The organism is Ktedonospora formicarum, from assembly GCF_016587355.1.
Lineage (GTDB): Bacteria > Chloroflexota > Ktedonobacteria > Ktedonobacterales > Ktedonobacteraceae > Ktedonobacter > Ktedonobacter formicarum.
Window position 1 is genome coordinate 491333 of the sequence record NZ_BNJF01000003.1, and the last position, 25594, is coordinate 516926.

The window sequence follows — 25594 nt, forward strand, 5'->3', positions numbered from 1 at the left end:
ACAAGCTTTATACTTTCACGCAAGTATGAAAGTGCAAAGCTTGTAGAACGACTTCTCTGCTAGATGATATTATTGCTTCGCTCATCAAATGAAGAACTAGAGACTCGTAGACGTGCGCCACATGATTGGCGAATAATTAAATTTGTAGGCAGCTTAATATGTTTCGGTGCTCCTACAACCTGGCCCTCAATGCGATTGATAAGTAATGTCCCGGCCCGTTCCCCCAGTTCTTTACGTTGTTGAGCGATAGTGGTTAGTGGCACACTGAGATGTGCCGCATAGCTCACATCATCAAAACCAACGAGCGCAACATCTTCGGGCACTCGTATATGATGGCGTTGCGCTGCCTGAAGTAATCCTAATGCGACTGCATCATTGATGGCTAAGAACGCACCTGGACGATCTGGGTTGAGCATGATAGTATCGTAGACATTTGGAGGATCAGGAGCGGGCGTCGGAACATTGTCGTAAATAAGCGATTCATCGTATACTTGACGATACTCTTTCAGGGCTTTACGATAGCCTTCCCACCGATCTCGTACAGATGTTGTCAACAATCCTCCTCGACTAGAATACACGAAGCCAATTCGTGTGTGGCCTAGAATAAGTAAATGTTCAGTGCCTCTATATCCCCCACCAGTATTATCCGATGCGACGTAGTCACAATCTATCTCAGGAATATAGCGGTCAACCAGCACAAACGGGAAGTTGTCAGTTTTGAGTTGTTCGATAGAGGCATCGCGAGAACTATTACTGATAGGGAAAATAATTAACCCTACCGTATTTGCGCGTAGACGTGCAATATCAACGGCCAACGCCAATGGGTCTTCCTCAGCATATGCAAAGCTCAGTTGATAGCCTCTTGGCTTGACAACTTGTTCTACACCCAGCAGGATATCCATGTTTAATTCATCGTCTGCCTGGCTTAATATTAAGCCAACATTTTTCTTGGCAGGCGGCTGTTGTGGTTCTCTTTCCTGCTTTGCTGGCAATTTGCGCACAAATGTGCCACTCCCCTGAATACGTTCGAGTAACCCTTCAGTTACCAGTATAGTGAGTGCTTGACGTACTGTTCCTCGGCTGGCCTGGTACTGTTGCGCAATTACGGCTTCAGTAGGTAAACGGGTTCCTACCGCTAAATCTCCAGAGAGGATACATCCCCGAATTTCATTCAAGATCTGAGAATAGAGTGCCTGTGAATGGGGGCCTTTTTTAGGGTTTTGCACAGTCTGAGCGTCCTTATAAAACCAATAGCTAACTTGCTACCTATTCTACTTTTGTAGTACCCACAGTAAGCTGTGTTGTGCAAAAAAAGTCAAGTATTTCATTCAAATTAGCCAAAACAACTATACAAATTTTATCATTCTCGTTTCACCTCCGACAACACGAGAAAAGTTCCTCTAAGCGGTGCAGACAATGAAAAACAATGGGAAAGTTATGTACATATTTTATATACGAATATTGTACATTGAGGTATATTATAGCTGATGTATCAAGCAAAAGCGAGAGCGATTACTCAATACATGAAGAATATTGAGGCATTGTAAATTACATATAATACCTCTTTTGTTAGAGAATAATCATCATATCATTGGGAACGCACTCAAAATAGACCCGGCAAAACCAGCGCAGCGCCAGGTTGCCCTTGACGAACTTTTTTGTCTTATAAAACCCAAAGTAACTGCTAATCTCATAAATGGCGTTACTGCTAATAATATGTGTTGACAAATCCATGTATGCTAGTTATCATTTTGTATAGACAATATAAAATGTCTGTATTTGATTTCCTATACCTTTAATGGTCGAAAGGAGTATTTGTCTCAGTTATGAAGTAATACTTGTCGTGCTAATTTTGTGAAATTGGTATCCTCTCAGCTCTGCCTCTCCAACTGGCATTTTTACAGCTTCCAAAGGGGGGAAAACTGCTCTTCCTACGATGCCTGATGGATGAAAGGTCAAAAAAGTTGCTAAGAAAACGAAAGGCGATCCAGACAATTGTTGTGCTTGACTGCAGTCAGGATGACAATAAGACTGGTGATTCGTACAAAAATCGAAGATAAGCGTTCTCTGTAAGTTTGATGAAAAGGAAGGATCCTTATGGTGAAAACTGTTCTCCTGAGACGGCTGTCTTTTAGTTTACTTATCGCAACGCTACTCTCCGTTTGTTTCGGATTTACAGGTATAGGCACCCCCCCTTCTGCCCATGCAGCTTCCAACGCATCGAGTTTTATGAATACGAGGGGAGTCCAATGGCCGGACAACCAGGCTCTACCCAGATTCTCAATGCCTCATCACCTGGATGTGGTTAACCTTGAAAATGGACCAGGCGATGTTAGCCTGCTGCTGTCTACATTGGAAGGAATTGTCAACAGGACACAACCAAGAATATATTTACTGGAGCATAATCACGACGAAGGCCCGTATACCTGGTTAAATGATTCGCATATCCCCTATCAAGTACACCAGGACCCCTGGGAAATCGTGAATAAGTACTATCATGAAGCAAAGGGCATCATTATCTATGATCCGAACCTGCTGGATTCAATAGATGTCGCAACAACGTTAGCAGGTCTCAAAGATGGTCTTGTTGTGAGTCCAACCCTGGCACAAACGCTCACCGTAGCGCCATATCATATGCCTGTTTTAGATGATTTGCGTGGAAAATTTTCCAGCGCCCTCGATGCATATACCTGGGAATTCCAGAATCTCTGGCCCCAGACGACTCACCGCATGCTGATCGGGTTAGTGCCCACTACCAGTATTGAGGTACCTTCGGACAATTGGAAAGATTTTCAGACGGTTTTACAAGAGAGCAGGCAGCTTACTGATGGATCAAACCAACAGACTTATACGATAGATCTCTCAAATTTCCTTGGTGGAGACGGGGTCTATCTACGTTTCCAGGATGCTTTCTCCAATGATGGGTGGGGCCCCTCCGTACATCAAGCAACGGTAAAGGCAGATGGGAACATTATCGCACAGTTTACCGGTTGCAGCCAACAAGAAGAGCAATATATTTTTGACCATGGTGGCTCATCGTGTGATCTTAGCCAGACCAATGCACATCGTTTTGCTGACGGCAAAAGCTATTTTGTGTACCACTTTGTTCCTCCTGCTGGAACGAAACAGCTAACCGTCTCAGTAGATATGTGGAACCAGTTCCTGGTTTCTGCATCCAAAGTTACACCAGCAGCCTCGTCCGACCAGCAGGTACCGTTTGGCTATCTCAGAGATTATGCAGTCGCCAACCATGCGTTTGTCTTCTGGCTCACAGCTAACACGGACCCGAACCAGGTCGCGCTGTTCAACAAAATTCTGGCGGCAGTCAAGCCTGGTACGCCTTACCTGGGTTGGTTTGATAATGAGCCTGCCGGGGTGGCGATGGCATCGCAACATGGCGTATATGTCCTGGCCGCCGACTGGTTCTCTAACTTGACTGTCTGGTCTGGTGTCCCTGCCCCACCACATAAGATCAAACCAATCGCTGCCCCACCACTGCAAAACAAGATTTATGTCACCTTTGTAGTAAGTGATGGCGACAATCTCCAGTACGACGAACATTACATGCGAATGCTCTGGAGTAATCCAGATAGAGGAAAGGTACCGTTGAACTGGTCGATTAGTCCTTTGCTCATTGATGCCGCACCGTTCTTCTTGAATTACTACCAACGTACTGCAACACCGAACGATCTCCTGATTGCAGCACCTTCAGGTGCGGGATATTTCTATCCATCGCAGTGGCCCCAGAAGGACTTACCTCTCTATCTACAGCAGTCGAATAAGTACTTGCGTGCTATGGGTACAAATATCATCTATGCATTGGATTCAAGCCCAACGATGCCTGCATCAGTTGGTAAAGCCTATGCACAAACGCAACTGAATGGCATGTTCTACAACAACTACAATCAAAGCACAACATCCATTGTCAATGGAAACCTACCAGTCTCTACTCAGATGAATGTTGGTAGCAATGATGCTGTGATAAATGCTATTCAGCAACAAGCCGCGAATTGGGATGGAAACTCACCATTGTTTATCACTGTTTCCCTGGTTGCCTGGAATACAACCCCAACAGATGCAGTCTACATAGCTCAGCATCTTGACAACAGCTACGCGGTGGTACGCGGAGACCAGTATTTCCAACTTGTCCGCGAAGCCTATAATCTACCACCGGTCAAGCAATAAGAGCGTCCAGGTTGTGCGATCACTGGTACTCTGACTACCTTCAATAGAAGGGTTGAAGAAGTGGGGAGCACAGAGGGGGTGAAGCCCCTCTGTGTCTTCCCTCCACCAGCCACCGCAGGTGACATACCTTGCACATGAAGATGGGCAGAACACTAGAGTAAAAGTACGCAAACAGCGAGATACACTCTAAGTTCTTCGCAGGTATCTTATTGTTTCCTTGTACGAAGGGAGTGATTGTCGATGTTAGATCCTATTGTCGAGCCAGGTCGCTTTACCGACCTTGACAGCTTCATTTTTGAATCTTGGGGCTATTTTATTATTCCGAATGTTCTCTCGAAAGATGAAGTAGCTGAATGCCTTGCAGCATCCAAGCGATTACACGCCGCCGCAGGTACCAAAGGTTGGGGTCAGGTTGGACGTGGATATGAGACAGAGGCTGCTTTGGAAAAATTAATTGATCATCCGGCGGTGCTCCCAAAGATACGAGGCATCTATGGAGATCGTTTTATTTTACAATCCGGATGGAATACCATGCAGCCAGCGCATGGCAAGATGGGAGGGTGGCACCAGGATGGTTCAAGTGCATATAACTTTAACAAGGTGAGTTCCCCCATCCCGCTCATTCAGCTTCGCGCCTCTTACCTCTTAACGGATCAAAGCAAACCACGGACCGGTAATATGGAGTTTATCCCTGGAAGCCACCGAAGTATGGTGGTTCTGCCTGACACTGTTCGCAAGGGAGCAACTGAGGTGCCAATCGGCCATGTAATTTGTGCACCGGCAGGCTCTGTACTGCTATTCCATAACGCGCTATGGCATCGAACCTACGCCCATGATGGGGATTATGATCGCTTTACCATGCATTACATATATAGTCCACCATGGATAAGAAGTTCTGATCGTCTGCAGAACTCTCAAGAATTTTTGCAGCGAACGACGCCTTTGCGGCGTGCATTAATGGGAGAATTTGAAAGGCCAGATGCTCCTTATGGAGCTAATTATCCAAACCCACACGTTGATCTTCAAAATGTGGAAGATTAGAAGAATCCGTTCTCCGAAACTTACCCAAACATGGACAGTCCACATTTCGTGTTCGGTTCCTGCTTCAGTGCAGAGAGCAAGCCTTTCGCTCGTCTTCCATCTGCTCCACAGGCGTCACTTCCCACAGAACGTGCGGTACTCCACGCCTCGCGATGCCAACGCTGCGAGATTTTTTGCGGCGTTGGCATCTCGGTCTTGCACGCTTCCACACTCCAGGCAGGCAAAGACTCGATCCGAAAGGGTCAGCGCCTCATTGACCCAGCAACAACACGAACAGATTTTGAGGGGATAGCTACTTTGGAGGAACGTTCGTGAACTGGCTCAAATACGGCATTGGATGGACGATGCAGACGATAAAGACGCTCATGGTTCCCAAGCGCGGTTTACTTGCGCATGAAAGCGAAGACGTTGATTGGGGTAAGCTCTTTCCTCCAACTTCTGCCCACTGCCCAGATGATAGGCCATCGAGCGCAGTTTTTCGTGGATGGTGCGCTGGCGGCTTCTCTGCTGCGACCACGAGAACTTACTGGAGACGAGCGAGGCGTTCATCACGCTCTCGGCCAATTACCGCATGTTGACCAAGCTCACCCCAAGACTCCCATCATGATGGGAGTAGTACACATTCTGACGATTTTGAGCATCACATGAGGCAATATTTCGAGAGGTCCTATGAATAGTGGAAGTCCAGGAAACATGAGTCAATAATTCGGGATAACTCATATTTCCTGAGACTTCTTCTTAACAATCTTTGTGTGTTTATATTAAGCAGTTCAAATTGATGATTCAAAATATTTTTCAAAATAGGCTGCAACTTGCTCAAGGGCAAGTTGTCCCTCAGGCAGTTCATCAGCAAATAAATGCCACCCATGAAACATATTTTCCCACACGACACAATGTACTCTCCCATGATGTTCCTTGATTCTTTTGGCGAGTTGACATGCATCATCATAGAGCATTTCGTTTTGACCTACCTGGATAAAGCTGGGAGGGAAGCCATGCAATTCAGCATAGAGTGGAGAAACCAAAGGCAAAGATGCTTGCTCTGGCCGAATATAATGCGGTCTCCTTAATGCTGAGATTGCTGCACGGCTTACCATCAGCGTGAAGACGGTCAAGGAACATCTGAGTAATATTTTTAGAAAGCTCCATCTCATGGATCGCACGCGAGCCATTGTCTTTGCCTGGCAACAGGGACTGGTCCATAAAGAGTAACGCTTCATGGGAGCAGGCCAAATGTCTTGCTCCCAACAGGACAATTGACGCATCACAAAACGCTCTCCTTCCAGTATGCTTGCATGAGAACGAATGCCGAGGCTATATGTCCAGAAGGACAGCCCGATGAACAAGAAGGCTGTCCCCATCAGTCGGGAAGATGGATCAAGTTTAAGGTATAAAGGAAGTATGAAATTGATCAGAACATCTCACTTAATTGTTCCCTCCAGAGTGAGCCCTCTTTCGCGCTGGCCGCATTGGGTTGGTTATGCGACCGCGCTCTGGTCGCTGTGCTACTGTTTCCTGGCTCTGTATTGGATGCTCGCCAGGAGTGGCTTCCCTCTTGGGGTGGGAGATCCTCATCCCGAATACTCGATTTTTCGTGGAATGCCTGTCGAGGTGGGAGCGCCAGCCATCGCTCTACTGAGTGGAATGGGGACAGCAATAGCTTTTTTCATGGCAAAACGACAGGGGCGTGGCATCCTGCCGGTCGTCTACCTCACCTTTGCCAGTGTAATTGCCATTCTACTCCTTTTTATGATCCCTGATGACCGTGTTCTCGCTTGTATTGTTCACGTTCTGTTGGGACACTTTGAGATGCTTGACTGGACGGTTGCAAACCAATTGTTCTGTATTATTGGCGGCGTTTGTTGGAGTGCTATGGCTTTTAGCTATCAACGATATATTCGTCGTCGGTGCCTGTATTGTGGTCGAAGAGATGACGAGATGACAAAACAGTTGCAACCGAACCTTATGCTACAATGGGGAAAATGGGCTGTAGCTCTTGCTGTGATAACCCCGCTCATATATTGTGTTACACGTTGGGCCTTTGTCTTAGGAATCCCATTGGGGGTAAGTGCGACGTTCCTAAGGACAATGGAGCGCGAGAATCCCGGTATCTGGTTGGGAGGTGCAGCTATCGCAACTATTGGTCTCGTCGGCGCTCTCCTCACCTTAGGACTGGTACAACGTTGGGGTGAAATCTTTCCTCGTTGGATGATTGGTCTGGCTGGCAAACGAGTACCTCCGGCCCTTGCCATCATTCCAGCCTCTCTCGTTGCCCTCTTTGTCCTGGAGGCTGGCCTGGGAATGATACGCCATGCCCTCAATGGAGCCTTTGCTTTTGCAGCACAAAATCCTGGAACCTATCTTCCGGGACTCCTGTGGCCGGTATGGGGATTGGCATTGGGAACAGCAACACTTGCATATTACTATCGCAGGCGTGAAAAATGCCAAACATGTGGGCGCAGATGAAAGGAGAGGAGAGGAGAGAGGGAGGGCCGGTTGGCTCATAACGGCTTCCCTCTTTCTTTGTACCATTAAGTACACTCACAAAAAGATTTCGGAAATGAGGTAGGATGTTAGGGAAATATGCCAAGGCCAATCTCAATTCCCACGCTGAAAGCAGGAGAAGTGGAAGCTATAGACGCCTTGTATCAGGGGACAAAAGATGTGAGGCGACGGACACATGCCCAAATCATTTTGCTGGCGGGAGAGCAGGGCATGATCGCTCCCGAAATTGCCGGGATTGTGCGTACCGACGATCAAACCGTACGCAATTGGTTCAAGCGTTGGATGGCAGAAGGCATCGAGGGATTCAAAGATCGTCCCATGCCAGATGCTCCCTCCAAGGTGACCAAGGCATATAAAGAACAGGCACTCATGGCTGTTCGATGTCGGCCTCGTGCCCTTTGCCAGCCCTACTCGATGTGGACCTATCAACGTCTAGCTGATTACATGGCTGAACAGACAGGCATTCGTGTCTCGTCTGAAACGCTTCGTCGGGTGCTGCTCGAGGGAGGAATTGTGCTCTCACGCCCCCAGCATAAAGTGAGCAGTCCAGACCCAGACTATCTGCTAAAAAAAGACGATTGAGGAAACACGAGATACCTTGAAAAAGGGGGACGTGTTTTACTACGCAGATGAGTTCAATCTCAGTTGGTTTCCCACCTTACGAGCGATGTTGAGTCCGGTTGGTCAGCAAGTCATGATCCCCACACCTAGGCAGCCTGACAAGTATTACGGAATCGGAGCGGTGAACTATCACACAGGAGAAACACTGGTGCCCTTCCGCCGTCGGAAAAGACGTCAGGAGATTGCTCAATTGCTGCAAGCGTTGCTCGAGAAGCACCCGACTGGGACGGTGTATGTCGCCTGGGACAATGCAGATACGCATGAAGATGATGAGATTGAGGAGAGAGTACGAGCTGCTACGGGACGCCTGGTCTTGCTCTATTTACCAACGTACAGCTCCTGGCTCAATCCTATCGAAATGCTCTGGAGGCATTTTCGGCGAGAAGTGACCCATTGCGAGTTGTTTGAGACGAAGCAGGCTCTGCTTGTTGCGGCACAGGATTTCTTTGACCGCTACAATCAGAGCCCTGAGAAAATCTTATCCATTATTGGCTCTCAAGCCCAAAAAGCTTCTTGAATGTACTTAGATCACACGTTCCATAGAATAGCAGCATGGTGACCTCTCGTCAAGTGCCCCGACATCCGCTGTTGCGAGGATCCACCCCTCCCCTCTGCCTTTCAAGGAACAGCGATGCATCCCTGCCATCAATGAGCAGGGCTTTCTCGCTCGGTTTCTTGTAAGATAGTTGCCATCAAATGGATCACCTTCAAAATTACCAAAAGCCTTATACAAGCTTACACACTATATCGAGCTATTGGGAGATCAGAAGGGGTTTCTGGGGGGAATGCGTAATTGACAACCAGAATGTTTGGATATATGCTTGAGGCCTATCCAAAATGTTTTTGGATAATGTTGGATAGTAAGCGTTTCCCGTCAGGGAAGGAGGAGATACGGGATCAATGCATACAATCTGTGAAGTTGCAAAAGCTGCTGGAGTTTCGATTACCACTATATCACGTGCTCTGAATGGACATTGAGATGTCAGTGAGAGCACACGCTAACGCATCGCACGTATCGCCAAAGAACTTGGCTATTACCCGAATACCGCAGCACGCAATTTACGCATCAAAAAGACTAAGACCATTGCCTTTGCCCCTGGTTGTCACAGCATGTCGATTCGATGCTCTTCTTCAAAAGAGTTATTGGTATACTGGCTTTTGATAGCTTCCAATACAACCTCAGCCTGCTGGCGACTCTGCCTTCCTCCGAACACGATGAAGCTGAAATGTATTGGGAGTTGGCGGGAACTGGGCGTGTGGATGGTATCATCCTGGCTGCAATTCAACCGCAAGATATGCGCATCCCTCTGCAACAAAAGATAGGTATTCCTTTTAGACGCCTATTGGATGAAAATGACCTTTCCTGCCCTTTTGTCAATATTGATGGGAAGACTGGAGTATGGAAGTTGGTCGAGCATGTCTACGCTATGGAGCATCTAGGAGCGTTCCAAGCACAATAGTAACAGGCAATAACCAATTTGCCTTGTATGTATTGGGTGCTCTCCGAGAAAGAGGGTGTTCAGTGGGAAAAGCGTTGGGACAGATTGCTGTAGCCAGTTTTGACGATCAGCCTTTTGCGACTCCCTCATTGACAATTATATGTCAGCCTATGGGTGAACTATCGAAACTACTGCTGGAGTTGTTAGTCAACAATATGAATCAGGAAGAGCTAGCAGTATCGAAGGACGTGTATCCGCATGTGAAGTACTGGGAGATCGTCAATTTGTGTTAGAGCCGGAGTGAGTGGTGCGCGATTCGGCGTAATTTCACTCTCCTTAAGCAGAGAAGGAAAGCCCGTCTTTTGGCATACAGGAAGATCTCCAAACTAGCGGAAGAGTCAGGAAATTCAGTCGCAAGAGGGATGGCAAGCGTATCACCTAAAGACGAGACAACGAAACAGCAGATAGACGTAGGAACAAGAAATCACACTATTTACACTGCAAGTGATGTCCCTCTCGACACTCTCGAGAGGGACATTAAGAGTGTACATCAAATTTCCTGGCACACGGTGTGCCTTTTGCGATATATCGTTTTAATCATATTTTTATAATGTTCAGCTATGACAAAGGAGAACGTTTTTGTTGCCTGAACAGCGTATTGCCCTGGATGACATGCTTCTTAAAATGCGTGCTGGCCGCCTGACCCGGCGCAGTTTTTTGGAGCGGACTCTGACTATTGGCCTGACGAGCAGCGCAGCCATCTCATTGTTGGAGGCATGTGGGGGAAATAGTAACAGCAGTGGGGGAAATGGGGCGGCAACGAGCTTATTCTGGACCAGCGAGCCAGATCCGTCGAATGCCTATCAAACGCTGGTGGATACTTTCAACAAGACGCTTGGCCAACAGAAAGGCATTTACGTCACCTGGCATCAAGGGCCAGCCAAGACCGATGAGTTGCTTATCCAGTATACGACCATGCTGCGTGCACGTAGCGCCAGTACAGACATCCTCTCGATGGATATTGTCTATCCGGCGTCGTTTGCCGCCAGCCAGTGGACGGTGCCAATCAGCGATACCCAGTGGCCAGCTTCCGAACGCGCGAAATATTTATCAGGGCCAATTCAAGGATGCACCTATCAGGGAAAACTCTGGGCCGCACCGCTGTACACGGATCTCGGGTTGCTCTACTACCGTAAAGACGTAATTCCCAGTAAGCCGACGACCTGGGATGATTTGACGAGCGCCGCGTCTGCTGTTTCGCCTTCCAAAGTGAAATATGGCTATGTCTGGCAGGGGGACCAGTACGAAGGACTCGTATGTGACTTTGTTGAAGTCTTATATGGCTATCATGGTTCCATTCTGGATGGAAACGATCCAACCAAAGTCACCGTCAATAGTCCTGAAGCAAAGCAAGCGCTGGCACGCATGGTAAAGTGGATTGGCACGATCTCGCCCCTGTCCGTGACTACATTTCAGGAAGAGCCCACACGCAACATTTGGCAGAACGGAGATGCCGCCTTTATGCGCAATTGGCCCTATGCATATGCCCTGGGCAATGACTCCACCCAGTCGAAAATTGCCAACAAATTCGATATTACGGGATTACCCTATGGCGGCAGCGGAACTGTTGGGCATTCTGCGATTGGCGGCTGGAATCTGGCAATCAATGCCTTCTCTAAAAACGCAGATGCTGCCTGGGAGTTTATCCATTACATGCTGCAAAATGATGCCCAGAAGCAACTTGCTCTCCAGGGAAGCCGGGCCTCAACGCTGCAAAGCATCTACACGGATAGCGAAGTACTAGCAAAACAGCCGCTTTTTGCCAAACTGGGGCCTATCCTCAAGAATGCTCTCCCTCGCCCAGTCTCGCCTAAATATAGCGACGTTTCGGAGGCTATTCAGCAGAATATCTACCAGGCTCTCAAGAGGCAAGTTAGTGTCGATGCCGCGCTAAGCAATCTCGAAACAGACCTCAAGCACATCACAGCTACCTCCTAGCCTTTCGTTCGGGGCTGGCGATGGAAGGTTGGTCAGCCCCGATGGCCGAAAGGGATACATCTGTGATGAAGAGAGGAAGAAAGAAGATGGTAATACTCGCGACTCGTTTACGAAGGCTGACAACGCTATGGGAGCGTATATAGGCGGACGGCACAAAGCGTCTACAGATCGATAATAACATGGGAGAAGACACACATCTGTCTCTGGAAACAGGGGAATGTGTAAAAGAGATCAGTTCCAAAACCTGGCATAGCAAAATGGCTCCGTAGTATCCATAAAAAATGGCCCTTGTAGGAAGACCATTATCATTCTATAATTTTGCCAGGTAAGGCACTTCGGAGCCCCATGCTGGTACGTAGCGTATCTATGAAGCTCCCCTTTGGCTCAAGACTTCTCAGCGCCTGTGGCACTTCGTGAGTTATGTGTAGGCCCTGCTGAAGAAATCAGCCTGGGAACGCTCTAGAAGAATGGGGAAGAACAAGGAGATATGTAAGAGATGAAAGCTATTCGCCTATATGGTCAGAACGGACCTGATCAATTTGTGTTCGAAGATGCACCGCAACCTCAGCCAGGAGTGGGAGAAGTCCTGATTCGTGTCCATGCGACAAGTGTGATGTGGCAGGAACCTACCTGGTCGGAAACCTGGCAAACACCAGCTGGTATCGAACGTCAGCATCCCATACCAGGTCATGATGTTTCTGGCGAAGTCGTTGAAGTGGGGCCCGGCGTCACTGGTATAGCCGTAGGAGAGGCTATCTATGCGCTCACCGAATTTTGGCTGGATGGCGCGGCTGCGGAATACACTGTCGCACGCGCGACTGATGTGGCGCCCAAGCCACGAACCCTTGGGCACATACAGGCAGCCGGAGTTCCTCTGGTTGGACTGACAGCCTGGCAAGCGCTTTTTGAGCACGCAGGGCTTACCAGTGGGCAATCTCTTCTCATTCATGGTGCCGCTGGTGGCGTGGGAAGCATGGCGGTTCAAATGGCAAAGTGGGCTGGTGCCACGGTGATCGCGACCGCCTCTGCACGCAATCATGAATTCCTACGCACGTTGGGAGCCGATGAGATCATTGATTATACCACCACGCGTTTCGAGAATGTGGTGCGTGATGTTGATATGGTGCTTGATACCATAGGCGGTGAGACAGTAGCTCGCTCCTGGCGCGTCATAAAAAAGGGCGGACTGCTCCTGAGTGTGTTTAGCCCCCATCCCAAGAGCAGGCTGCCGCCTTTGGTGTGCGTGCGTTCTTTTTTGTTGTCAAGCCCAATCGAGAACAACTCATACACATCGGGAACCTGATAGATACAGGCCAACTCCGACCAATCACCGAGCGGATCTTCCCTCTCTCAGAGGCATCCCAGGCGTTTGAGCAGGCCCTACAGGGGCACACGCGCGGAAAAATCATTTTGCGTGTAGAGGACGAGGAAAGGGGGAGATGACATAGATTTCTTGAGGTGAGAGCAGGAATGCGTCTTCATTCTCAGGGATGGGGGTACGTGAAAGGGAGAACTACTGCACGATGTCGAATACTGAACAGACCCAGCGTGTCACTCCTGCATCGAGTGGCACGCTCCTTCCTCTGCTTGAGACGCTTCCAGGTGCCCTGTTTGTCGTCAATGACGCCGCCATGATTGTCTATGCCAATGCGAGCACGCAGGCCCTGCTCGGCGTCACACGAGAGGACGTCTTGGGCAAGCCCTTGTGGCGCGGCGCTCCCCAGTTGGTGAGCACCGCACTCTACCAGGCCGTCCAGCAGACCAGACAGACCCAGGCACCTAGCGAAGTGGAGTATGTGTCTCCCATGACCAGAACCTGGCTGCATGTGCAGCTCGCTCCCACGATGGGGGGGCTGATGGTGCAGGTCCACCAGGGCAGAGCCGCAGCCCGACGAGGGGCGCCAGTTCCCCAGGGCAAGCGTCTCTCCATCGAGGACCTGAATGGCTTGTATAGCAGGATCGGCGTGCTGACCCCCGAGGGGATCGTCCTGGAAATCAATGAGGATCCCCTGGCGGAGGCGGGCGTCCGACGCGAGGAGGTCATTGGCCAGCCGCTGGCCGAAGCCCGGTGGTGGTCCTGTACTCCGGCCAGTCAAGAGCAATTGTGTGCCGCCATCGCGCGCGCTAGCAAGGGGGAAACAGTACGGTTTGAGACGGTCATTTCCCCCAGGGAAGGCCTGGACCGCCATCTGGAAATCGCGATCACCCCCCACAGGGATGCAGATCACCACATCGCGTACCTCATTATCGCCGGCATCGACATCACCGAGCGCAAGCGCGCCGAAGCTGAAATCCATTCCCTCATCGATACCATCCCCCAGCTGGTCTGGACCATGCGGCCCGACGACTCTCATTACTCATGTAATCAACGCTGGCACGACTATACCGGCATGAGCCCCGAAGAGGCCCAGGGGGAGGGATGGATGCAGTGTCTGCATCCGGAAGACCGGCAACGCGTCCGCTCCGCGTGGCAGCACGCTGTCCAGACCGGCGGGGTGTATGAAACGGAACTGCGCCTGCGCCTGCACACGACTGGAGAGTATCGCTGGTTCTTAGCCCGCGCCCTGCCGGTACGTGATGAAAGAGGCCAGATCATCAAATGGTTTGGCACCAACACCGATATCGAGGAGCAGAAACAGGCGGAGGAAGCCTTACGTCAGAGTCAGGAGCGCGCGAGCGTCCTGATGAACTCCAACATTATTGGGATCAATATCATCGAAGGTGAGCAGATCGTGGACGCCAACGACACCTTTCTACGTATGACTGGTTATAGCCGGGAAGATTTGTGCAAAGGGCGTATGAACTGGTTGCACATGACAGCTCCAGACGATCTGGCTCGTACCTTAGAGGCCCATCAAGAACTTGTCACCCAGCAATCGTTGACGCCCTATGAGAAAGAGTATGTGTGTAAAGATGGCAGTTGCCTTCCGGTGCTCGTGGGCGGTATCATCTTAGAGCATCACCCACATCAAGCAATCGGCTTTGTGTTGGATAACTCGGCCCGTAAGGAGCTCGAACAACGCAAGGACGACTTTATCAGCATGGCCAGCCATGAACTGAGGAACCCGCTCACGGCTTTGAAACTGCACACCACCTTGCTGCACCGGCAACTGGCCAAGCAAGGTCTCCAGGGTTCTGCCCCGACTCTTTCCAGCATGGAGACCCAGATCAACAAAGTCACCCGGCTCGTAGAAGAGTTGCTGGATGTCTCCAAGATCCAGGCGGGGAGGCTGGAGTACGTCTGGGAGACGGCGGATCTCGATGCGCTGCTGCGGGAGATTACCAACACCATGCAGCAAACCCACCCCAGCCATCGCATCCTGGTGCGTGGCGCGGTGCAGACCAGCCTGATGGCGGATCGAGACCGACTCGGACAGGTCTTCATCAACCTACTCAGCAATGCCGTCAAGTATTCTCCCAGCGCAGAGGCCGTCGAGATGGATCTCTCCGCCTCTGCTGAGTCGGTCACGATCCGTGTGCAGGATCATGGCCTGGGCATCCCACGCGAGCAGCGCGACAAGATTTTTGAGCGATTCTATCGAACTGCTGATCCCAAGCAGAGAGCCATCCCCGGTTTGGGCATGGGGCTCTACATTGTGGCGGAGATCGTCAAGCGCCATAAGGGAACGATCACGGTGGACAGCGCAGTCGGGAAAGGATCGACCTTTACGGTCACTCTTCCCAAGAAGAGGGATGCCTGAGCAGATGACGCGCATGCCACGTACGTCATCTGAATCGATGATAGCGGCAGAAGGTGTTTGGACATGGATGGCACCGCCATCACCGGCTCGCTTTCTGTGGGCGCTCTTGCTCGCCTGTCTGGTTCAGGCCAAGCTCGCGTAAGGCAACCACTTGGTGGTATTGTGCCAAGCGCTCTTCTTGCTTCGCCTGACTCTGAAGGGTTTCCTTGAGACTCTGCTTCGGCGGCAATTTGGTTGACTCGCCCCCCAGAGGGGTTGCCAAGAACTGCCTGGTCATCGTGCCGCCAGATGCCGGGCCAGCAGCACCTCTAACGTCTCGTCAAGATTTTTGTGGAGGTGGAAATGGTCGACCGTGCACCACCCAGATCGATCACTTTGTGGGGCATGAGCATGACACATCGATCCCAACTCACTTCACGGCGATCAATCTCAAAGGGCGGGTGTATATCTTCGAGGTGCCAGGAGGCGATGCAGAGTACACACATCTCTTGGTTGGGCCACACCTGCTTGGACCAGGGGCAGACCTTGCCCCTATCACGCTCACCTTCTCTGGAGGTACGCGCCATCCTGATCTGATAGTAAGCGTGAACGGCCTCCAAATTCGTTTTCGCAACACAGGCAACACCTATGAACCGATGGTATGCGCGATTCCTGACATACTCCTCCACAGCGAACGTCATCAAGTGGCGCTCTTTGGGCGTCTGTTCCTGAATTGGGAATGTACAAAGTCGAACAGTTTGAATGAATATGGAAGGCACTTTATAACTTGGCGACGATTTTGCTAGATTCAGACAAGCAAGCTATGCCAAATAACTTGGCATAGCCCAGATTTCTCTTCTTTTTTTACCTTCAGAGGATGAATCATTCATTGCATTTCTTACACTCTGTCAATATAATTTGGCAAAGACGCCATTGTCACCTATCAAATGCTTTGCTTTTCTTCAATCTTCGACACTATTGATACAGAAACAGGTCTCGCCAAGATATGTGTCAGATGGTTCTAGCGGAATTTCAAGGAGTTATGTGAATGGCACTATTGGGCATCGACCTGGGCACAAGCTCAGTCAAAGTCATTGTCCAGGATACGCAGGGTCGTACCCTGAGCGTGAGCAAAGTAGGCTATACGGTCATGGCTCCACAGCCAGGGTGGTCCGAGAGTGATCCCAATGAGTGGTGGTCTGCTACAGTATCCGCTGTACAAACGGCGATAGCGCAGGTTCCGCAGGCCGAGATTACCGCTATCGGTCTCTCTGGGCAGATGCATGGCGTGGTGCTTACGGATGAGAAAGGGCTGCCACAACGTCCAGCGATGCTCTGGGCTGACACACGTGCGCAAGCGGAGCTTGAACGGTATCGGAAGTTCCCTGCTTCTCTCAGAGAACGTCTGGCAAATCCACTTGTGCCAGGTATGGCAGGTCCGATGTTGTGCTGGTTAGCAGAACACGAAGTATTCTCTTATCAGAAGGCCCGTTGGGCACTCCAACCGAAGGACTGGCTCCGGCTTCGCCTGACTGGTGAGGTTGCCACAGATCCCAGCGATGCCTCTGCTACTCTGCTCTATGATCTGCAGGCAGACGGTTGGGCAGATGACATTATTGCCTTACTCGGCTTAAAACGTCACCTCCTACCACCAATTCTCCCATCTGGGACTATCGCTGGCAGGCTCTCTGCGCAAACTGCTGAAGCGCTCAGCCTCCCTGTAGGACTCCCTGTAGCGACTGGGGCTGCTGATACTGCCGCAGCCGCACTTGGTACTGGTCTATTCACTCCAGGTCCCATCCAACTCACCCTTGGAACAGGAGCACAATTGATACAGCTCTCCTTGAAACCCATTGCCGACCTAACAGGGCGGACTCATCTCTACCGTGCTGCTGACGGCGTTCATTGGTATACCATGGCGGCTGTGCAAAATGCCGGACTCGCCCTCGACTGGGTACGTCAGATGCTCAATGTCACTTGGGATGACGTCTACGCAAGTGCTGCTGTGTCTCCTGGTGCTGATGGCCTACTCTTTTTGCCCTACTTGACCAGAGAACGCGCGCATCATCCCAGTCTATCTAGCAAGGGAGCCTTCCTTGGTATGCGTATCGATCATCGGCGTGAGCATTTACTGCATGCTGCGCTCGAAGGAGTCGCTTTCGGCATCCGTGTCGCTTTCGAGGCTCTTCCAGAAGCTGACAAGGCAACCGCCCTGCGCTTAGCTGGAGGAGGGAGCGAACATCCAGCTTGGCGTCAGATGCTGGCCGATATCCTGAACCGGGAACTGCTCACCGTCGATACGCCTGCTGCTTCCGTGCGAGGTGCTGCTTTACTGAGTGGTATCGCAAGTGGTATCTGGGCCGATGCCCTGGAAACAACTTCGATAGCCCCTCATACATCCCTTATCGCCGCACCTGAGAAAGGACGAGTAGCAGCATATAATAGAGTATACACAAGGTATCTTGAGAGCATCAACAAATAGCCCCCTTGTTTCACTGGTTCATTCCTATCACAGGGACCAATGGAAGGATCACGCCCGTCAAGGTTCTCTCCTTCCTCGTCCCTTAGCGTCCAGCTTCCAAGTTTTGATCTGCTGATTCAGAGGTATCGGCCTGACACAGAAGATGTCTCTCGTCAGCCTCATACCAGGCATGGCTGATCACGGTTGATCAGGCCAGCACTGATCATAAAGAATACCTTTGTTCCACTCTGGAATTGGCCCGGAAACATGGCTCTTCCCCAACTCGCGTGCTAAACTCTCCCATACATAAAAAGAGCGCTCTTTTTATGTGCTTTATCAACAGAAGGTTCTCGAATATGCCTCTTTTTGATGAGCTTATTTTTTGCAACACTCCCTGTTTCTCTGACCTAGAGTCTACTGCAATCGTAGGCTCAGCCCTTTGCCTTCAAAGGTCTCGCACACAAATGTTGGGCTGTTTGCGCTGCTGAGATCCCCAGCGAAGCGATAGCCAAGATCATCGAACTGCGTGAGGGCTGCGCTATCGCTCGTGCGGGTGCGGATCAGCCAGCGAGCAAAAGCGCCTCTGGCAATCTTGGCATGGACAACAACAAAGGTTGGCTCACCCGTTTTTGGGCTCACTGTCAAGAATCTCGGCATAATAAGGCGCGACGCATCAACAAAAGGTGTCACCGTTTGGGCATATTCTCCCGCAGCCAGATTGATGATCGGTCCCGCCTCAGGGAGGCAGGCTGCGATCGACTCCCCCAATAGATTGGCAAACGGGCAAATGCCGGATCGGGCAACGTATACCCCATCTCCAGACGATAAGGACAAATGCCGTCATAGGGACGAAGAATTCCATACAAGCCCGATAAAATGCGCAACGTTTGGTCAGCATAGTCGCGATCGGCGGGCGAAAGGTCGTTGGCATGCAGCCCACTATAAATGTCGCCCACGAAGCTATCAACGGCCAACGATTGGTCCTCTGGCTTAGCCGCCCACGCGGCAATGAGTGCGTGTGTCTTTTCAGCCAACGCAGGTGAGATGCTCATGATCTTCGTGAGTTGGAGAGGCGAAAGCGTTTTTAGGTATGTATCAAGCCGCCTTGCTTTCTCTAGCAGCAGGGGCTCTCGCAAGCGGACAGCTTCCTTCGGAGAGCGGCGCATCGTTTTCGATGAATGCAGCAAAATAATCATGGCTTGTATTTTATCAGATAGCAAGACAGATGTGTCAAGAATCCTTAACGTGAGAGCGTGCACCTGGACGCGGCTCGGGACAAAAGGCATTCTGACTTGGGCCCTAATAAACAGAGATTGTTATACAATCGTAAAGTACACATACTGATCAACGACAAGACTGTGCGGATAGATACGTTGTTGTGTCCTTTGAAAGACAAATACAGAAAGACAGAGGGTGATCCGACATCCACTGGGGAGGATCGTCGTAGGTGATTCGGGAAGATAAAACACAAAATGAAATCTGAATTAGCCCACAGTCGGGATATGGCTCTTACTGAAACGAGTTCTCAGCAAGTTATGTACTAAATCAATTGCCCGCTCCAACTGGCAGACCTTGTGAATAGGAATTCTGTTGCCGTGACGGCCTATTAGGTCTGCCGGAGTAATGTAAAGCGCTTTGGCCCTCAAAGAGCCGAAGAATGGTTGTCCTCTCATTCCCCGGCTGACAAAAGCATCTATTGCCGATAAATTGGAGCACCAAATGGCGCTCCAACCGCGCCGCCATCGACGACAATTTCGGCAGCCTGGATATTTGAGGCATCATCGGAGGCAAGGAACACCACCGTCTTGGCGACCTCGTCGGCTTGGCCAATCCGCCCAAGAGGAGTCGTGAGCGCCAGGACTTTCTCCACCGAAGCCAACGCTGCTGCGGACGCTTCAGGGGTTGATGTTGTCCGGGACCAGATGAGGGATAGACGTATCCATCACATCACCGCTCCGCGGCGACAACAGCGAAACGCCCTCTCAAACAAACACAGGAATGTTCGCGGATAGCATACCATACATTCAGGGACATGTGGCACACATTCAAGAACATTGCCGCAATTTTTATCGTTCTCGTAAATGAGCCACTCCTCAGACCCGAACATCCAGCGCTACGACACTGAACTCTGCCTGCTGAACACTGGCTTCATCGTCCGGTCCAGGAATAGGTATCCTAATGTGATTGCACTCATAAGTATTCCCACCAACGGACCCGCCATATGCAGAAGCCCTCTATATTCAGACTGCGTGAGAAGATACCCCTCATACAAGATTTCCGTTGCTTCATAACATGCTGTCATCCAGAAGGCCCAGAGTTGCATCGTCCAGAGCCCATAGACCACCACGACCCCTACCCATCCTCCTATCAGCAACGCAATATAATCACGCGAGCCTGGCACCGTGAACAAGAGCAGACCAAAACACCCCAACACTCCCAAAAACTCAAATAGCGCCAGCCTGGTGATACCAATGGGACGCTTCCGCCTTCCATGCTTCATCTCTGCTCACCTTTCTTCTTTCGTTGAGAAATAATCATGAATTTCCCCTTCCTCTCTTTCAGTACATCAGTCTGCCTGTGTATCTTCAATTCTCCCTATAGCGGCTTTCTCCCTCCCATCAAATCCTCCCGCTCGCTGTGCTCGTAGCGCCATGAGCAGCCGAAACCAGATGCCTTTGAGGCGCAAACGGCGAAAATGGGAGAACACCGTCGGCCAGGACGGGAAGTTGGCTGGCAAGTAGGGCCACGGGCTGCCCATGCGCAGCACATAGAATATCGCATCGAAGATGGTTCGCAATGGGTAAATTGGTGATCTCTCTCGCTTGGGCAAGGGAGGGAGAGAACGTTGCAGACACGCCCACTCCGTATCAAATAGATTACTGGGATAACTGATACTCACCCTTTCCAGTCTATCATATGTGGTCACCTCTGCGATTCACTCAACTCGGTCTTAGAATCGCGTCATTCCCAGGAGGTCGCCCGACACAGCGTCGAGCGCGCGAAGAAGCGATCTCGAACCGAGAGAGATGGCAAGAAAGCGAGAGAGCGTCGAGCAGTGGCAGAGCCGCTCTCGCCCGAAAAGGGCCGTGAATGGAACAGCAAAGGGCTGGACGCGCTCATAGAACACTTCCAACGTGCGTTCGCCGCTGATCGCTTAGTCCAGCAAAACAACCGCAAAGTCAATCAGATCGTACTGACCAAATCGGCGTCGGGCCAAGAGCACACGCTCTTCAAGAGCCGAAAGCACGCTCTGGCGTTTCATAGTTTTCCACATGGGAAGGCAGATCACCCGCCCATTTTAACACTGTTCCCACTTCCTCGTTCGGTGCTAATGATTTCTCAAACAGTTTCCGCCCCCTCTGTCGAACTCACTATGCGACGAAAAAAGAGCGCTGCCTCTTCCTGGATGACTTGCTGGAAACCATTGAGGAGATCAAACCCATGGGACTGCCCGCTATACAGGTGCAAATCGCTCTTGACGCCAAGTTCCACGAGCTGCTGGTAGAAACGAACGGTCGGTGGATGAGGCACATGAACATCGGCGGTTCCATGCAACAGGAGGGTTGGCGGAAACGCAGGCGAGAGATAAGTGAAAGGACTGGCCTGCCGAATGTCTTCTGGCGAGGCATTCGGACCAAGCAGCACCCAGGAAGGAAACCCCTCCTGCGAGCGTTTGTGTCGATCCCATTCACCCTTGTCTTCAGGTGGATACTGATTTCCAAACACCACCTCTTGCGGATCAACAAAGAATTCCGTAGGAGGGTAGACAGCCATGACCGCAGCGACTTGGGTAGAATGGCTGGGCGAGCCTCCCTCGCCCTCGAACTCACGCCAGTTGGGTGTTCCCGCCGTGATCAGAGCCAGGTGAGCACCAGCGCTGTATCCCTGGAGAACGATGCGATGAGCATCAATGCCCAATGTTTCAGCATGAGCGCGCGCCCAGCGAATAGCAGTTTTCACATCATGCAATTGGGCCGGCCAGGGCGCTTCCTGAACGAGCCGGTACTCGACTGCACAACATGTGAAGCCGAGGCTGCTCAGTTTTTCCGCATGAACATGCATCATCTGACGATTTCCCATGCGCCATCCACCACCGTGGAACTGGAGCACAACTGTACGCAGGCTCTTTTGTGGATCGGGAAGAAACAGATCGAGCCGCAGATCTCGACCACTCCCTGTTCCATACACTCTGTCAGATTGAAAGAGCATCTTTCTTCTCTTTTCTTTGCTCTATCGGGCGGAGTAATATTCGCTCAGAAGGGTCGTAAATTCGATCAGATTGCCGAATGGATCGCGGCAGAAGAAACGCGGGCGCAAGGGGATCAGCTCGGCCTCAATGATAGATACACCCGCTGCACGCAGTCGGTGCCGATACGCGTCTACATCATCGACCATCAGGCAGATGTGCTGATCATTTTCAGCGGGACGGTCTGTGGTAGGAAGAAAATGTAACTCCATTTCACCTTCGCCAACCGCAAACCAGACGAGTTTGAACTGCGCCAGGGATGATGGTGGCTGTTTTTCCTCCAGGCCGATCAGGCGCCCATAAAATGCGCGCACGGTCTCCTGGGTTTCAGGCGGAACAAGAAGGGAAACATGTTGAAGTCGGGGAGTTGTCATAAATAATATTCATCTTTCTCTGCTCATATTCATACGCTTGTTACTTGTCAACGACGGCGAGTCACGCTCATCGTTGGGTCTCGTCGCATTCGTGTCACCAGTATGCTGGATCGAGAAGAGTTGAACAATAACCGAAGATAAGCTAGTATAAAAACTACTACCTCTGAAAGAAGGTGAGCAGATGAATGAGGAACAACGCAGAGTGGAGCTGGCACACTTTCTGCGAACACGGCGCGAGCGCCTTTTGCCAGCGCAGTTTCACCTCCCAGATGAAGGAAGGAGGCGGCGGACACCAGGGCTGCGACGGGAGGAATTGGCTCACCTTGCTGGGATTGGGCTGACCTGGTATGTCAAACTGGAACAAGGCCAGGATATTCAGGTTTCAGCTCAGGTATTGGAGAGTCTTGCCCGCACACTCCAACTTACGCCTGATGAGCGAAACTATCTTTTTCTCTTGGCACGTGCGCAGCTTCCCCTGCCTATACATACCCCTCTTCCGAACATTAGTGCAGAACTCCAAAATGTCCTGGATGCGCTTCTTCCAAACCCCGCGTTTGTGACGAACGAGCGGCTCGATATTATTGGCTGGAACCGGACTGCCTCGCGAGTTTTTGCGGATTATGCCTCTTTGCCGGCCTGGGAACGCAATCTGGTCTGGCTTATTTTCACTGATCCAGAGCAACGAAAGATCTACATTCAATGGGAAGAAACGGCCCGACGCATCCTCGGTCTTTTTCGCGCGAGTGGTGGTCAGCACGCAGATGAGGAGTGGTTTATTGAGCGCAGAGATCGATTGATGCAATCCTGCAAGGAGTTTCGTACCTGGTGGTCGCGACATGATGTGGGTGAGGAACATCTCAAGCGTAAGGAACTGGTTCACCCGGACGTCGGCTTACTGGTCGTGCAACCCATGGCCTTGCTTGTCGCAGACGACCCGAATCTCAAACTGTTTCTCTATACGTCGCTTCCCGAAGCGGAGACGGCCAGCAAGCTTACCCAACTTGCGAACGCGTCTACGAAGTCAGATACCTCGACACCACTCCGCTGACAGGCTCAGCACCCCACTCAGCGGGGCGCCCGCAAAGAAGCCGACCGAGAACACGTCTTCGACGAAGGGAAGGTAAATCACCTATGGCACACTCCCGAATGCTCCTTTTCTATCTGGCGCTGGCTGGACTGATCTTACAAGAAACCGAGCGAGAAAGCCCTGCTCATGGATGGCAGGGATGAATCGCCGTTCCTTGCAAGGCGCAGGGGAGGGACGAATCCTCGCGCCAACGGATGGTGGGGCACTTGACGAGAGGTCACCATGCTGCTATTCTATGGAACATATGATCTAGACACAAAGCGCCATGCACAGGAGAGATGGGATGAAGAAGCGTCAGGCAGCAAACGACCACACACAAGCACCCACCATACGTACGCCCACATTTCTGCTGGAACTGTCCCTCGTGGTGAACCAGGGGCAGGCTAAGCGCCTGCGTGCCCATCTGGAAGCGGCCCGACAACTCTACAATGCTCTTCTCTCCCTGGGGCAACAGCGCCTGCGCCGCATGCGCGCTGATCCTGCCTGGCAGGAGGCCCGCACTCTTCCCCGCACCCACAAGGCGGAACGAGCGGTGGCGTTCTCCGACTTGCGCAAAGCCCATGGCTTTACCGAGGCGGCCTTGCATCAAGCGGTCAAAGGCTTGCGCGTTGGGTGGATTGCCGAGCACATTGAAGCGGTGCTGGCGCAAACGCTGTCGAGCCGCGCCTACCGTGCCCTCAATCGCGTCTGCCTGGGCCACGCCAGGCGAGTCCGGTTCAAGAGCCGAGGGCGAGGCTGCTCCAGCATCGAGAACAAGCGCAATGACACTGGCCTGCGCTTTGTCCTGCAGCCACCCGAGGAGGGAAACGCAGGGTTCCTGCTCTGGAACGGGGACCAGTTGCCAGCCCTCATCGATTGGCAGGACGAAGTGGTGGCTCATGGCCTGAGACATCGCATCAAGTATGCCCGCCTCATCCAACGTCCTGCCAGCAGTTCCAGAGCGGCTGGTGCCGATGCCAAGAGCAACCGCTACTGTGTGCAACTCATCCTGGAAGGCACCCCTTACCGTAAACCCAAGCACACGGTGAGTCAAGGAGTCGTTGGCGCTGATCTGGGTCCCTCGACTCTGGCGCTCGTTCCTCAGGAAGGGGAGGCAAGCCTGCAGGTGTTCTGTGCGGAACTGGTACCTGATGAGAGAGCCATTCGTCGTCTGCAGCGTCAGATGGATCGACAAAGACGAGCAGGCAATCCGGAGTACTACGACGAGAAGGGACGCATCAGGAAGCAGGGCAAACAGAAGCGACAGTGGAAACAGAGCAAGCGCTACCAGGCGACGCGACGACGCAAGGCGAGCAAAGAACGCAAGTTGGCGGCGTATCGAAAGAGCCTGCATGGCCATAAGGTGCATGAGGTGCTTACACAGGGTAATACCATCATCCTCGAAAAGATTTCCTACAAGGCATGGCAAAAGCAATTTGGCACGAGTGTGGGTCTGCGAGCCCCCGGGATGTTTGTAGCACTGTTGAAACGCACCGCCGTGCCCCCTTTGGGGGTTGTAAGCACGGGCGGCACCCTGGTGGAAGTTCCCACACGCACCACGGCACTGAGCCAGTGGTGTCATGGCTGTGGCAAGCGGGTGAAGAAACCGCTCTCAGAGCGCTGGCACCAGTGCGAGTGTGGTGTGGGTCCTGTGCAACGTGACCTCTATTCGGCGTTTCTGGCTGCCTATCTTGATCCAGCAGACCCCATTCCCTCGTGTGCCCAATACCAGCCGTATTGGGAAGGTGCGGAAGCGCGCCTGCGGGCAGCACACGAGTGCCTCATCCAACGTGCGAAAGAGGGGCAGGATCTGCCCCGAAGCTTGGGTCTGACTCGAGCCAGAGTGCGTCTGCCCAAAAGTTCAGAGGAACCTCCATTAGAGCCAATTCTTCTCCTTGAGGGAGAAGAATTGGAAGCGTGGGCTGAACCCCTGGAACCTCCGCTGTTTTAGCACGGGGAGCTCTCAGTAGGCATCTTG

Annotated in this window: 27 protein-coding genes and 2 pseudogenes; 17 read left to right on the plus strand and 12 right to left on the minus strand. The window is 51.5% G+C overall.

The genetic code is table 11. The annotated features are described in order from the left end of the window. Positions 1 to 59 precede the first annotated feature (59 nt). Complete coding sequence (locus K3T82_RS28630) at positions 60 to 1226, minus strand: GntR family transcriptional regulator (RefSeq protein ID WP_220196937.1); 1167 nt, start codon at positions 1224 to 1226, stop codon at positions 60 to 62. 343 nt (positions 1227 to 1569) lie between these two features. Beyond that, positions 1570 to 1734 (minus strand): hypothetical protein, encoded by a 165-nt coding sequence (locus K3T82_RS28635; protein WP_220196938.1) that lies wholly within the window; start codon positions 1732 to 1734, stop codon positions 1570 to 1572. 363 nt (positions 1735 to 2097) lie between these two features. On the opposite strand from K3T82_RS28635, the gene K3T82_RS28640 reads away from it, so the two are divergent. Both K3T82_RS28640 and K3T82_RS28645 read left to right on the plus strand, forming a co-directional pair. Further along, the gene (locus tag K3T82_RS28640; protein ID WP_220196939.1) at positions 2098 to 4185 is read left to right on the plus strand and encodes a GxGYxYP domain-containing protein; all 2088 of its coding nucleotides are present in this window, start codon (positions 2098 to 2100) and stop codon (positions 4183 to 4185) included. 240 nt (positions 4186 to 4425) lie between these two features. Beyond that, a complete protein-coding gene (locus K3T82_RS28645) occupies positions 4426 to 5226 on the plus strand; it encodes a phytanoyl-CoA dioxygenase family protein (protein WP_220196940.1) in 801 nt (266 codons plus the stop codon). 114 nt (positions 5227 to 5340) lie between these two features. On the opposite strand, the gene K3T82_RS50180 is transcribed toward K3T82_RS28645, so the two are convergent. Then, on the minus strand, positions 5341 to 5505 hold the full coding sequence (locus tag K3T82_RS50180; RefSeq protein ID WP_220197490.1) for a zinc ribbon domain-containing protein: 165 nt from the start codon (positions 5503 to 5505) through the stop codon (positions 5341 to 5343). Between the two features lie 114 nt (positions 5506 to 5619). On the opposite strand from K3T82_RS50180, the gene K3T82_RS28655 reads away from it, so the two are divergent. After that, entirely contained in the window at positions 5620 to 5874 is a 255-nt protein-coding gene (locus K3T82_RS28655) for a hypothetical protein (RefSeq protein ID WP_220196941.1), read from the plus strand. Positions 5875 to 5996: 122 nt separating this feature from the next. Here the strand turns inward: K3T82_RS28655 and K3T82_RS28660 are convergent, their stop codons facing one another. After that, a complete protein-coding gene (locus K3T82_RS28660; RefSeq protein WP_220196942.1) occupies positions 5997 to 6341 on the minus strand; it encodes an alpha/beta hydrolase in 345 nt (114 codons plus the stop codon). Here K3T82_RS28660 and K3T82_RS28665 point away from each other — a divergent pair. The 11 genes from K3T82_RS28665 (at position 6328) to K3T82_RS28710 (ending at position 15490) form a co-directional block, all read left to right on the plus strand. Beyond that, positions 6328 to 6438: a LuxR C-terminal-related transcriptional regulator gene (locus K3T82_RS28665; protein WP_307811210.1), complete on the plus strand. Its 111-nt coding sequence runs from the start codon at positions 6328 to 6330 to the stop codon at positions 6436 to 6438. The two genes, K3T82_RS28660 and K3T82_RS28665, sit on opposite strands and share 14 nt — an antisense overlap. Before the next feature lie 195 nt (positions 6439 to 6633). Then, complete coding sequence (locus tag K3T82_RS28670; protein ID WP_220196943.1) at positions 6634 to 7692, plus strand: hypothetical protein; 1059 nt, start codon at positions 6634 to 6636, stop codon at positions 7690 to 7692. Between the two features lie 117 nt (positions 7693 to 7809). Beyond that, the gene (locus K3T82_RS28675) at positions 7810 to 8313 is read left to right on the plus strand and encodes a helix-turn-helix domain-containing protein (RefSeq protein ID WP_220196944.1); all 504 of its coding nucleotides are present in this window, start codon (positions 7810 to 7812) and stop codon (positions 8311 to 8313) included. A gap of 31 nt (positions 8314 to 8344) precedes the next feature. Next, positions 8345 to 8869, plus strand: coding sequence for an IS630 family transposase (locus tag K3T82_RS28680; RefSeq protein WP_220196945.1), 525 nt, complete (start codon positions 8345 to 8347; stop codon positions 8867 to 8869). A gap of 383 nt (positions 8870 to 9252) precedes the next feature. Beyond that, on the plus strand, positions 9253 to 9330 hold the full coding sequence (locus tag K3T82_RS50185; RefSeq protein WP_220197492.1) for a LacI family DNA-binding transcriptional regulator: 78 nt from the start codon (positions 9253 to 9255) through the stop codon (positions 9328 to 9330). A gap of 143 nt (positions 9331 to 9473) precedes the next feature. Then, positions 9474 to 9812 (plus strand): type 1 periplasmic-binding domain-containing protein, encoded by a 339-nt coding sequence (locus K3T82_RS28690; protein WP_220197515.1) that lies wholly within the window; start codon positions 9474 to 9476, stop codon positions 9810 to 9812. After that, positions 9752 to 10084, plus strand: coding sequence for a substrate-binding domain-containing protein (locus K3T82_RS28695; protein ID WP_220196946.1), 333 nt, complete (start codon positions 9752 to 9754; stop codon positions 10082 to 10084). The genes K3T82_RS28690 and K3T82_RS28695 overlap by 61 nt, the downstream gene beginning before the upstream one ends. Positions 10085 to 10433: 349 nt before the next feature. Beyond that, a complete protein-coding gene (locus K3T82_RS28700; RefSeq protein WP_220196947.1) occupies positions 10434 to 11789 on the plus strand; it encodes an ABC transporter substrate-binding protein in 1356 nt (451 codons plus the stop codon). Positions 11790 to 12285: 496 nt separating this feature from the next. Next, on the plus strand, positions 12286 to 13092 hold the full coding sequence (locus K3T82_RS28705; protein WP_268886687.1) for an NADP-dependent oxidoreductase: 807 nt from the start codon (positions 12286 to 12288) through the stop codon (positions 13090 to 13092). Next, positions 13029 to 13232, plus strand: coding sequence for a zinc-binding dehydrogenase (locus tag K3T82_RS49265; protein ID WP_268886688.1), 204 nt, complete (start codon positions 13029 to 13031; stop codon positions 13230 to 13232). The genes K3T82_RS28705 and K3T82_RS49265 overlap by 64 nt, the downstream gene beginning before the upstream one ends. An 80-nt stretch (positions 13233 to 13312) precedes the next feature. Beyond that, positions 13313 to 15490 carry a PAS domain S-box protein gene (locus tag K3T82_RS28710; protein WP_220196948.1) on the plus strand — a complete coding sequence of 726 codons (2178 nt, stop codon included), beginning with the start codon at positions 13313 to 13315 and terminating at the stop codon, positions 15488 to 15490. Between the two features lie 79 nt (positions 15491 to 15569). On the opposite strand, the gene K3T82_RS28715 is transcribed toward K3T82_RS28710, so the two are convergent. Beyond that, a complete protein-coding gene (locus K3T82_RS28715; protein WP_220196949.1) occupies positions 15570 to 15767 on the minus strand; it encodes a hypothetical protein in 198 nt (65 codons plus the stop codon). Between the two features lie 31 nt (positions 15768 to 15798). After that, positions 15799 to 16170 (minus strand): hypothetical protein, encoded by a 372-nt coding sequence (locus K3T82_RS28720; RefSeq protein ID WP_220196950.1) that lies wholly within the window; start codon positions 16168 to 16170, stop codon positions 15799 to 15801. 347 nt (positions 16171 to 16517) lie between these two features. Between K3T82_RS28720 and xylB the strand changes: the two genes are divergently transcribed. Beyond that, a complete protein-coding gene (gene xylB / locus K3T82_RS28725) occupies positions 16518 to 17951 on the plus strand; it encodes a xylulokinase (RefSeq protein ID WP_220196951.1) in 1434 nt (477 codons plus the stop codon). A gap of 393 nt (positions 17952 to 18344) precedes the next feature. Here xylB and K3T82_RS50190 read toward each other — a convergent pair. The 6 genes and pseudogenes from K3T82_RS50190 to K3T82_RS28760 all read right to left on the minus strand — a co-directional run bounded on the left by K3T82_RS50190 (position 18345) and on the right by K3T82_RS28760 (position 22550). Continuing rightward, a pseudogene (locus K3T82_RS50190) lies at positions 18345 to 19126 on the minus strand (YaaA family protein). Positions 19127 to 19623: 497 nt separating this feature from the next. Further along, on the minus strand, positions 19624 to 19869 hold the full coding sequence (locus K3T82_RS28740; RefSeq protein WP_220197493.1) for an SDR family oxidoreductase: 246 nt from the start codon (positions 19867 to 19869) through the stop codon (positions 19624 to 19626). A gap of 174 nt (positions 19870 to 20043) precedes the next feature. Beyond that, positions 20044 to 20430: a hypothetical protein gene (locus K3T82_RS28745; RefSeq protein WP_220196954.1), complete on the minus strand. Its 387-nt coding sequence runs from the start codon at positions 20428 to 20430 to the stop codon at positions 20044 to 20046. 141 nt (positions 20431 to 20571) lie between these two features. Beyond that, positions 20572 to 20829, minus strand: a pseudogene (locus tag K3T82_RS28750) (transposase); the annotation flags it as partial. A gap of 440 nt (positions 20830 to 21269) precedes the next feature. Further along, complete coding sequence (locus K3T82_RS28755) at positions 21270 to 22139, minus strand: alpha/beta hydrolase (RefSeq protein WP_220196955.1); 870 nt, start codon at positions 22137 to 22139, stop codon at positions 21270 to 21272. Positions 22140 to 22160: 21 nt separating this feature from the next. Next, positions 22161 to 22550, minus strand: coding sequence for a VOC family protein (locus tag K3T82_RS28760; protein ID WP_220196956.1), 390 nt, complete (start codon positions 22548 to 22550; stop codon positions 22161 to 22163). Positions 22551 to 22731: 181 nt separating this feature from the next. Here K3T82_RS28760 and K3T82_RS28765 point away from each other — a divergent pair, with 181 nt between their 5' ends. Together K3T82_RS28765 and K3T82_RS28770 are read left to right on the plus strand one after the other, a co-directional pair. Beyond that, entirely contained in the window at positions 22732 to 23598 is an 867-nt protein-coding gene (locus K3T82_RS28765; protein WP_220196957.1) for a helix-turn-helix transcriptional regulator, read from the plus strand. Positions 23599 to 23920: 322 nt separating this feature from the next. After that, a complete protein-coding gene (locus K3T82_RS28770) occupies positions 23921 to 25567 on the plus strand; it encodes an AAA family ATPase (RefSeq protein WP_220196958.1) in 1647 nt (548 codons plus the stop codon). The last annotated feature ends 27 nt before the right edge of the window (positions 25568 to 25594 follow it).

Excerpts from the sequence above, each read along its gene's own strand:
- K3T82_RS28635 (WP_220196938.1), bottom strand. The coding sequence starts at position 1,734 with ATGGATTTGTCAACACATATTATTAGCAGTAACGCCATTTATGAGATT.
- K3T82_RS28640 (WP_220196939.1), top strand. The coding sequence starts at position 2,098 with ATGGTGAAAACTGTTCTCCTGAGACGGCTGTCTTTTAGTTTACTTATC.
- K3T82_RS28645 (WP_220196940.1), top strand. The coding sequence starts at position 4,426 with ATGTTAGATCCTATTGTCGAGCCAGGTCGCTTTACCGACCTTGACAGC.
- K3T82_RS28655 (WP_220196941.1), top strand. The coding sequence starts at position 5,620 with ATGAAAGCGAAGACGTTGATTGGGGTAAGCTCTTTCCTCCAACTTCTG.
- K3T82_RS28675 (WP_220196944.1), top strand. The coding sequence starts at position 7,810 with ATGCCAAGGCCAATCTCAATTCCCACGCTGAAAGCAGGAGAAGTGGAA.
- K3T82_RS50185 (WP_220197492.1), top strand. The coding sequence starts at position 9,253 with ATGCATACAATCTGTGAAGTTGCAAAAGCTGCTGGAGTTTCGATTACC.
- K3T82_RS28690 (WP_220197515.1), top strand. The coding sequence starts at position 9,474 with ATGCTCTTCTTCAAAAGAGTTATTGGTATACTGGCTTTTGATAGCTTC.
- K3T82_RS28695 (WP_220196946.1), top strand. The coding sequence starts at position 9,752 with ATGGAAGTTGGTCGAGCATGTCTACGCTATGGAGCATCTAGGAGCGTT.
- K3T82_RS28705 (WP_268886687.1), top strand. The coding sequence starts at position 12,286 with ATGAAAGCTATTCGCCTATATGGTCAGAACGGACCTGATCAATTTGTG.
- K3T82_RS28710 (WP_220196948.1), top strand. The coding sequence starts at position 13,313 with ATGTCGAATACTGAACAGACCCAGCGTGTCACTCCTGCATCGAGTGGC.
- K3T82_RS28715 (WP_220196949.1), bottom strand. The coding sequence starts at position 15,767 with ATGACCAGGCAGTTCTTGGCAACCCCTCTGGGGGGCGAGTCAACCAAA.
- K3T82_RS28720 (WP_220196950.1), bottom strand. The coding sequence starts at position 16,170 with ATGACGTTCGCTGTGGAGGAGTATGTCAGGAATCGCGCATACCATCGG.
- xylB (WP_220196951.1), top strand. The coding sequence starts at position 16,518 with ATGGCACTATTGGGCATCGACCTGGGCACAAGCTCAGTCAAAGTCATT.
- K3T82_RS28745 (WP_220196954.1), bottom strand. The coding sequence starts at position 20,430 with ATGAAGCATGGAAGGCGGAAGCGTCCCATTGGTATCACCAGGCTGGCG.
- K3T82_RS28755 (WP_220196955.1), bottom strand. The coding sequence starts at position 22,139 with ATGCTCTTTCAATCTGACAGAGTGTATGGAACAGGGAGTGGTCGAGAT.
- K3T82_RS28760 (WP_220196956.1), bottom strand. The coding sequence starts at position 22,550 with ATGACAACTCCCCGACTTCAACATGTTTCCCTTCTTGTTCCGCCTGAA.
- K3T82_RS28765 (WP_220196957.1), top strand. The coding sequence starts at position 22,732 with ATGAATGAGGAACAACGCAGAGTGGAGCTGGCACACTTTCTGCGAACA.
- K3T82_RS28770 (WP_220196958.1), top strand. The coding sequence starts at position 23,921 with ATGAAGAAGCGTCAGGCAGCAAACGACCACACACAAGCACCCACCATA.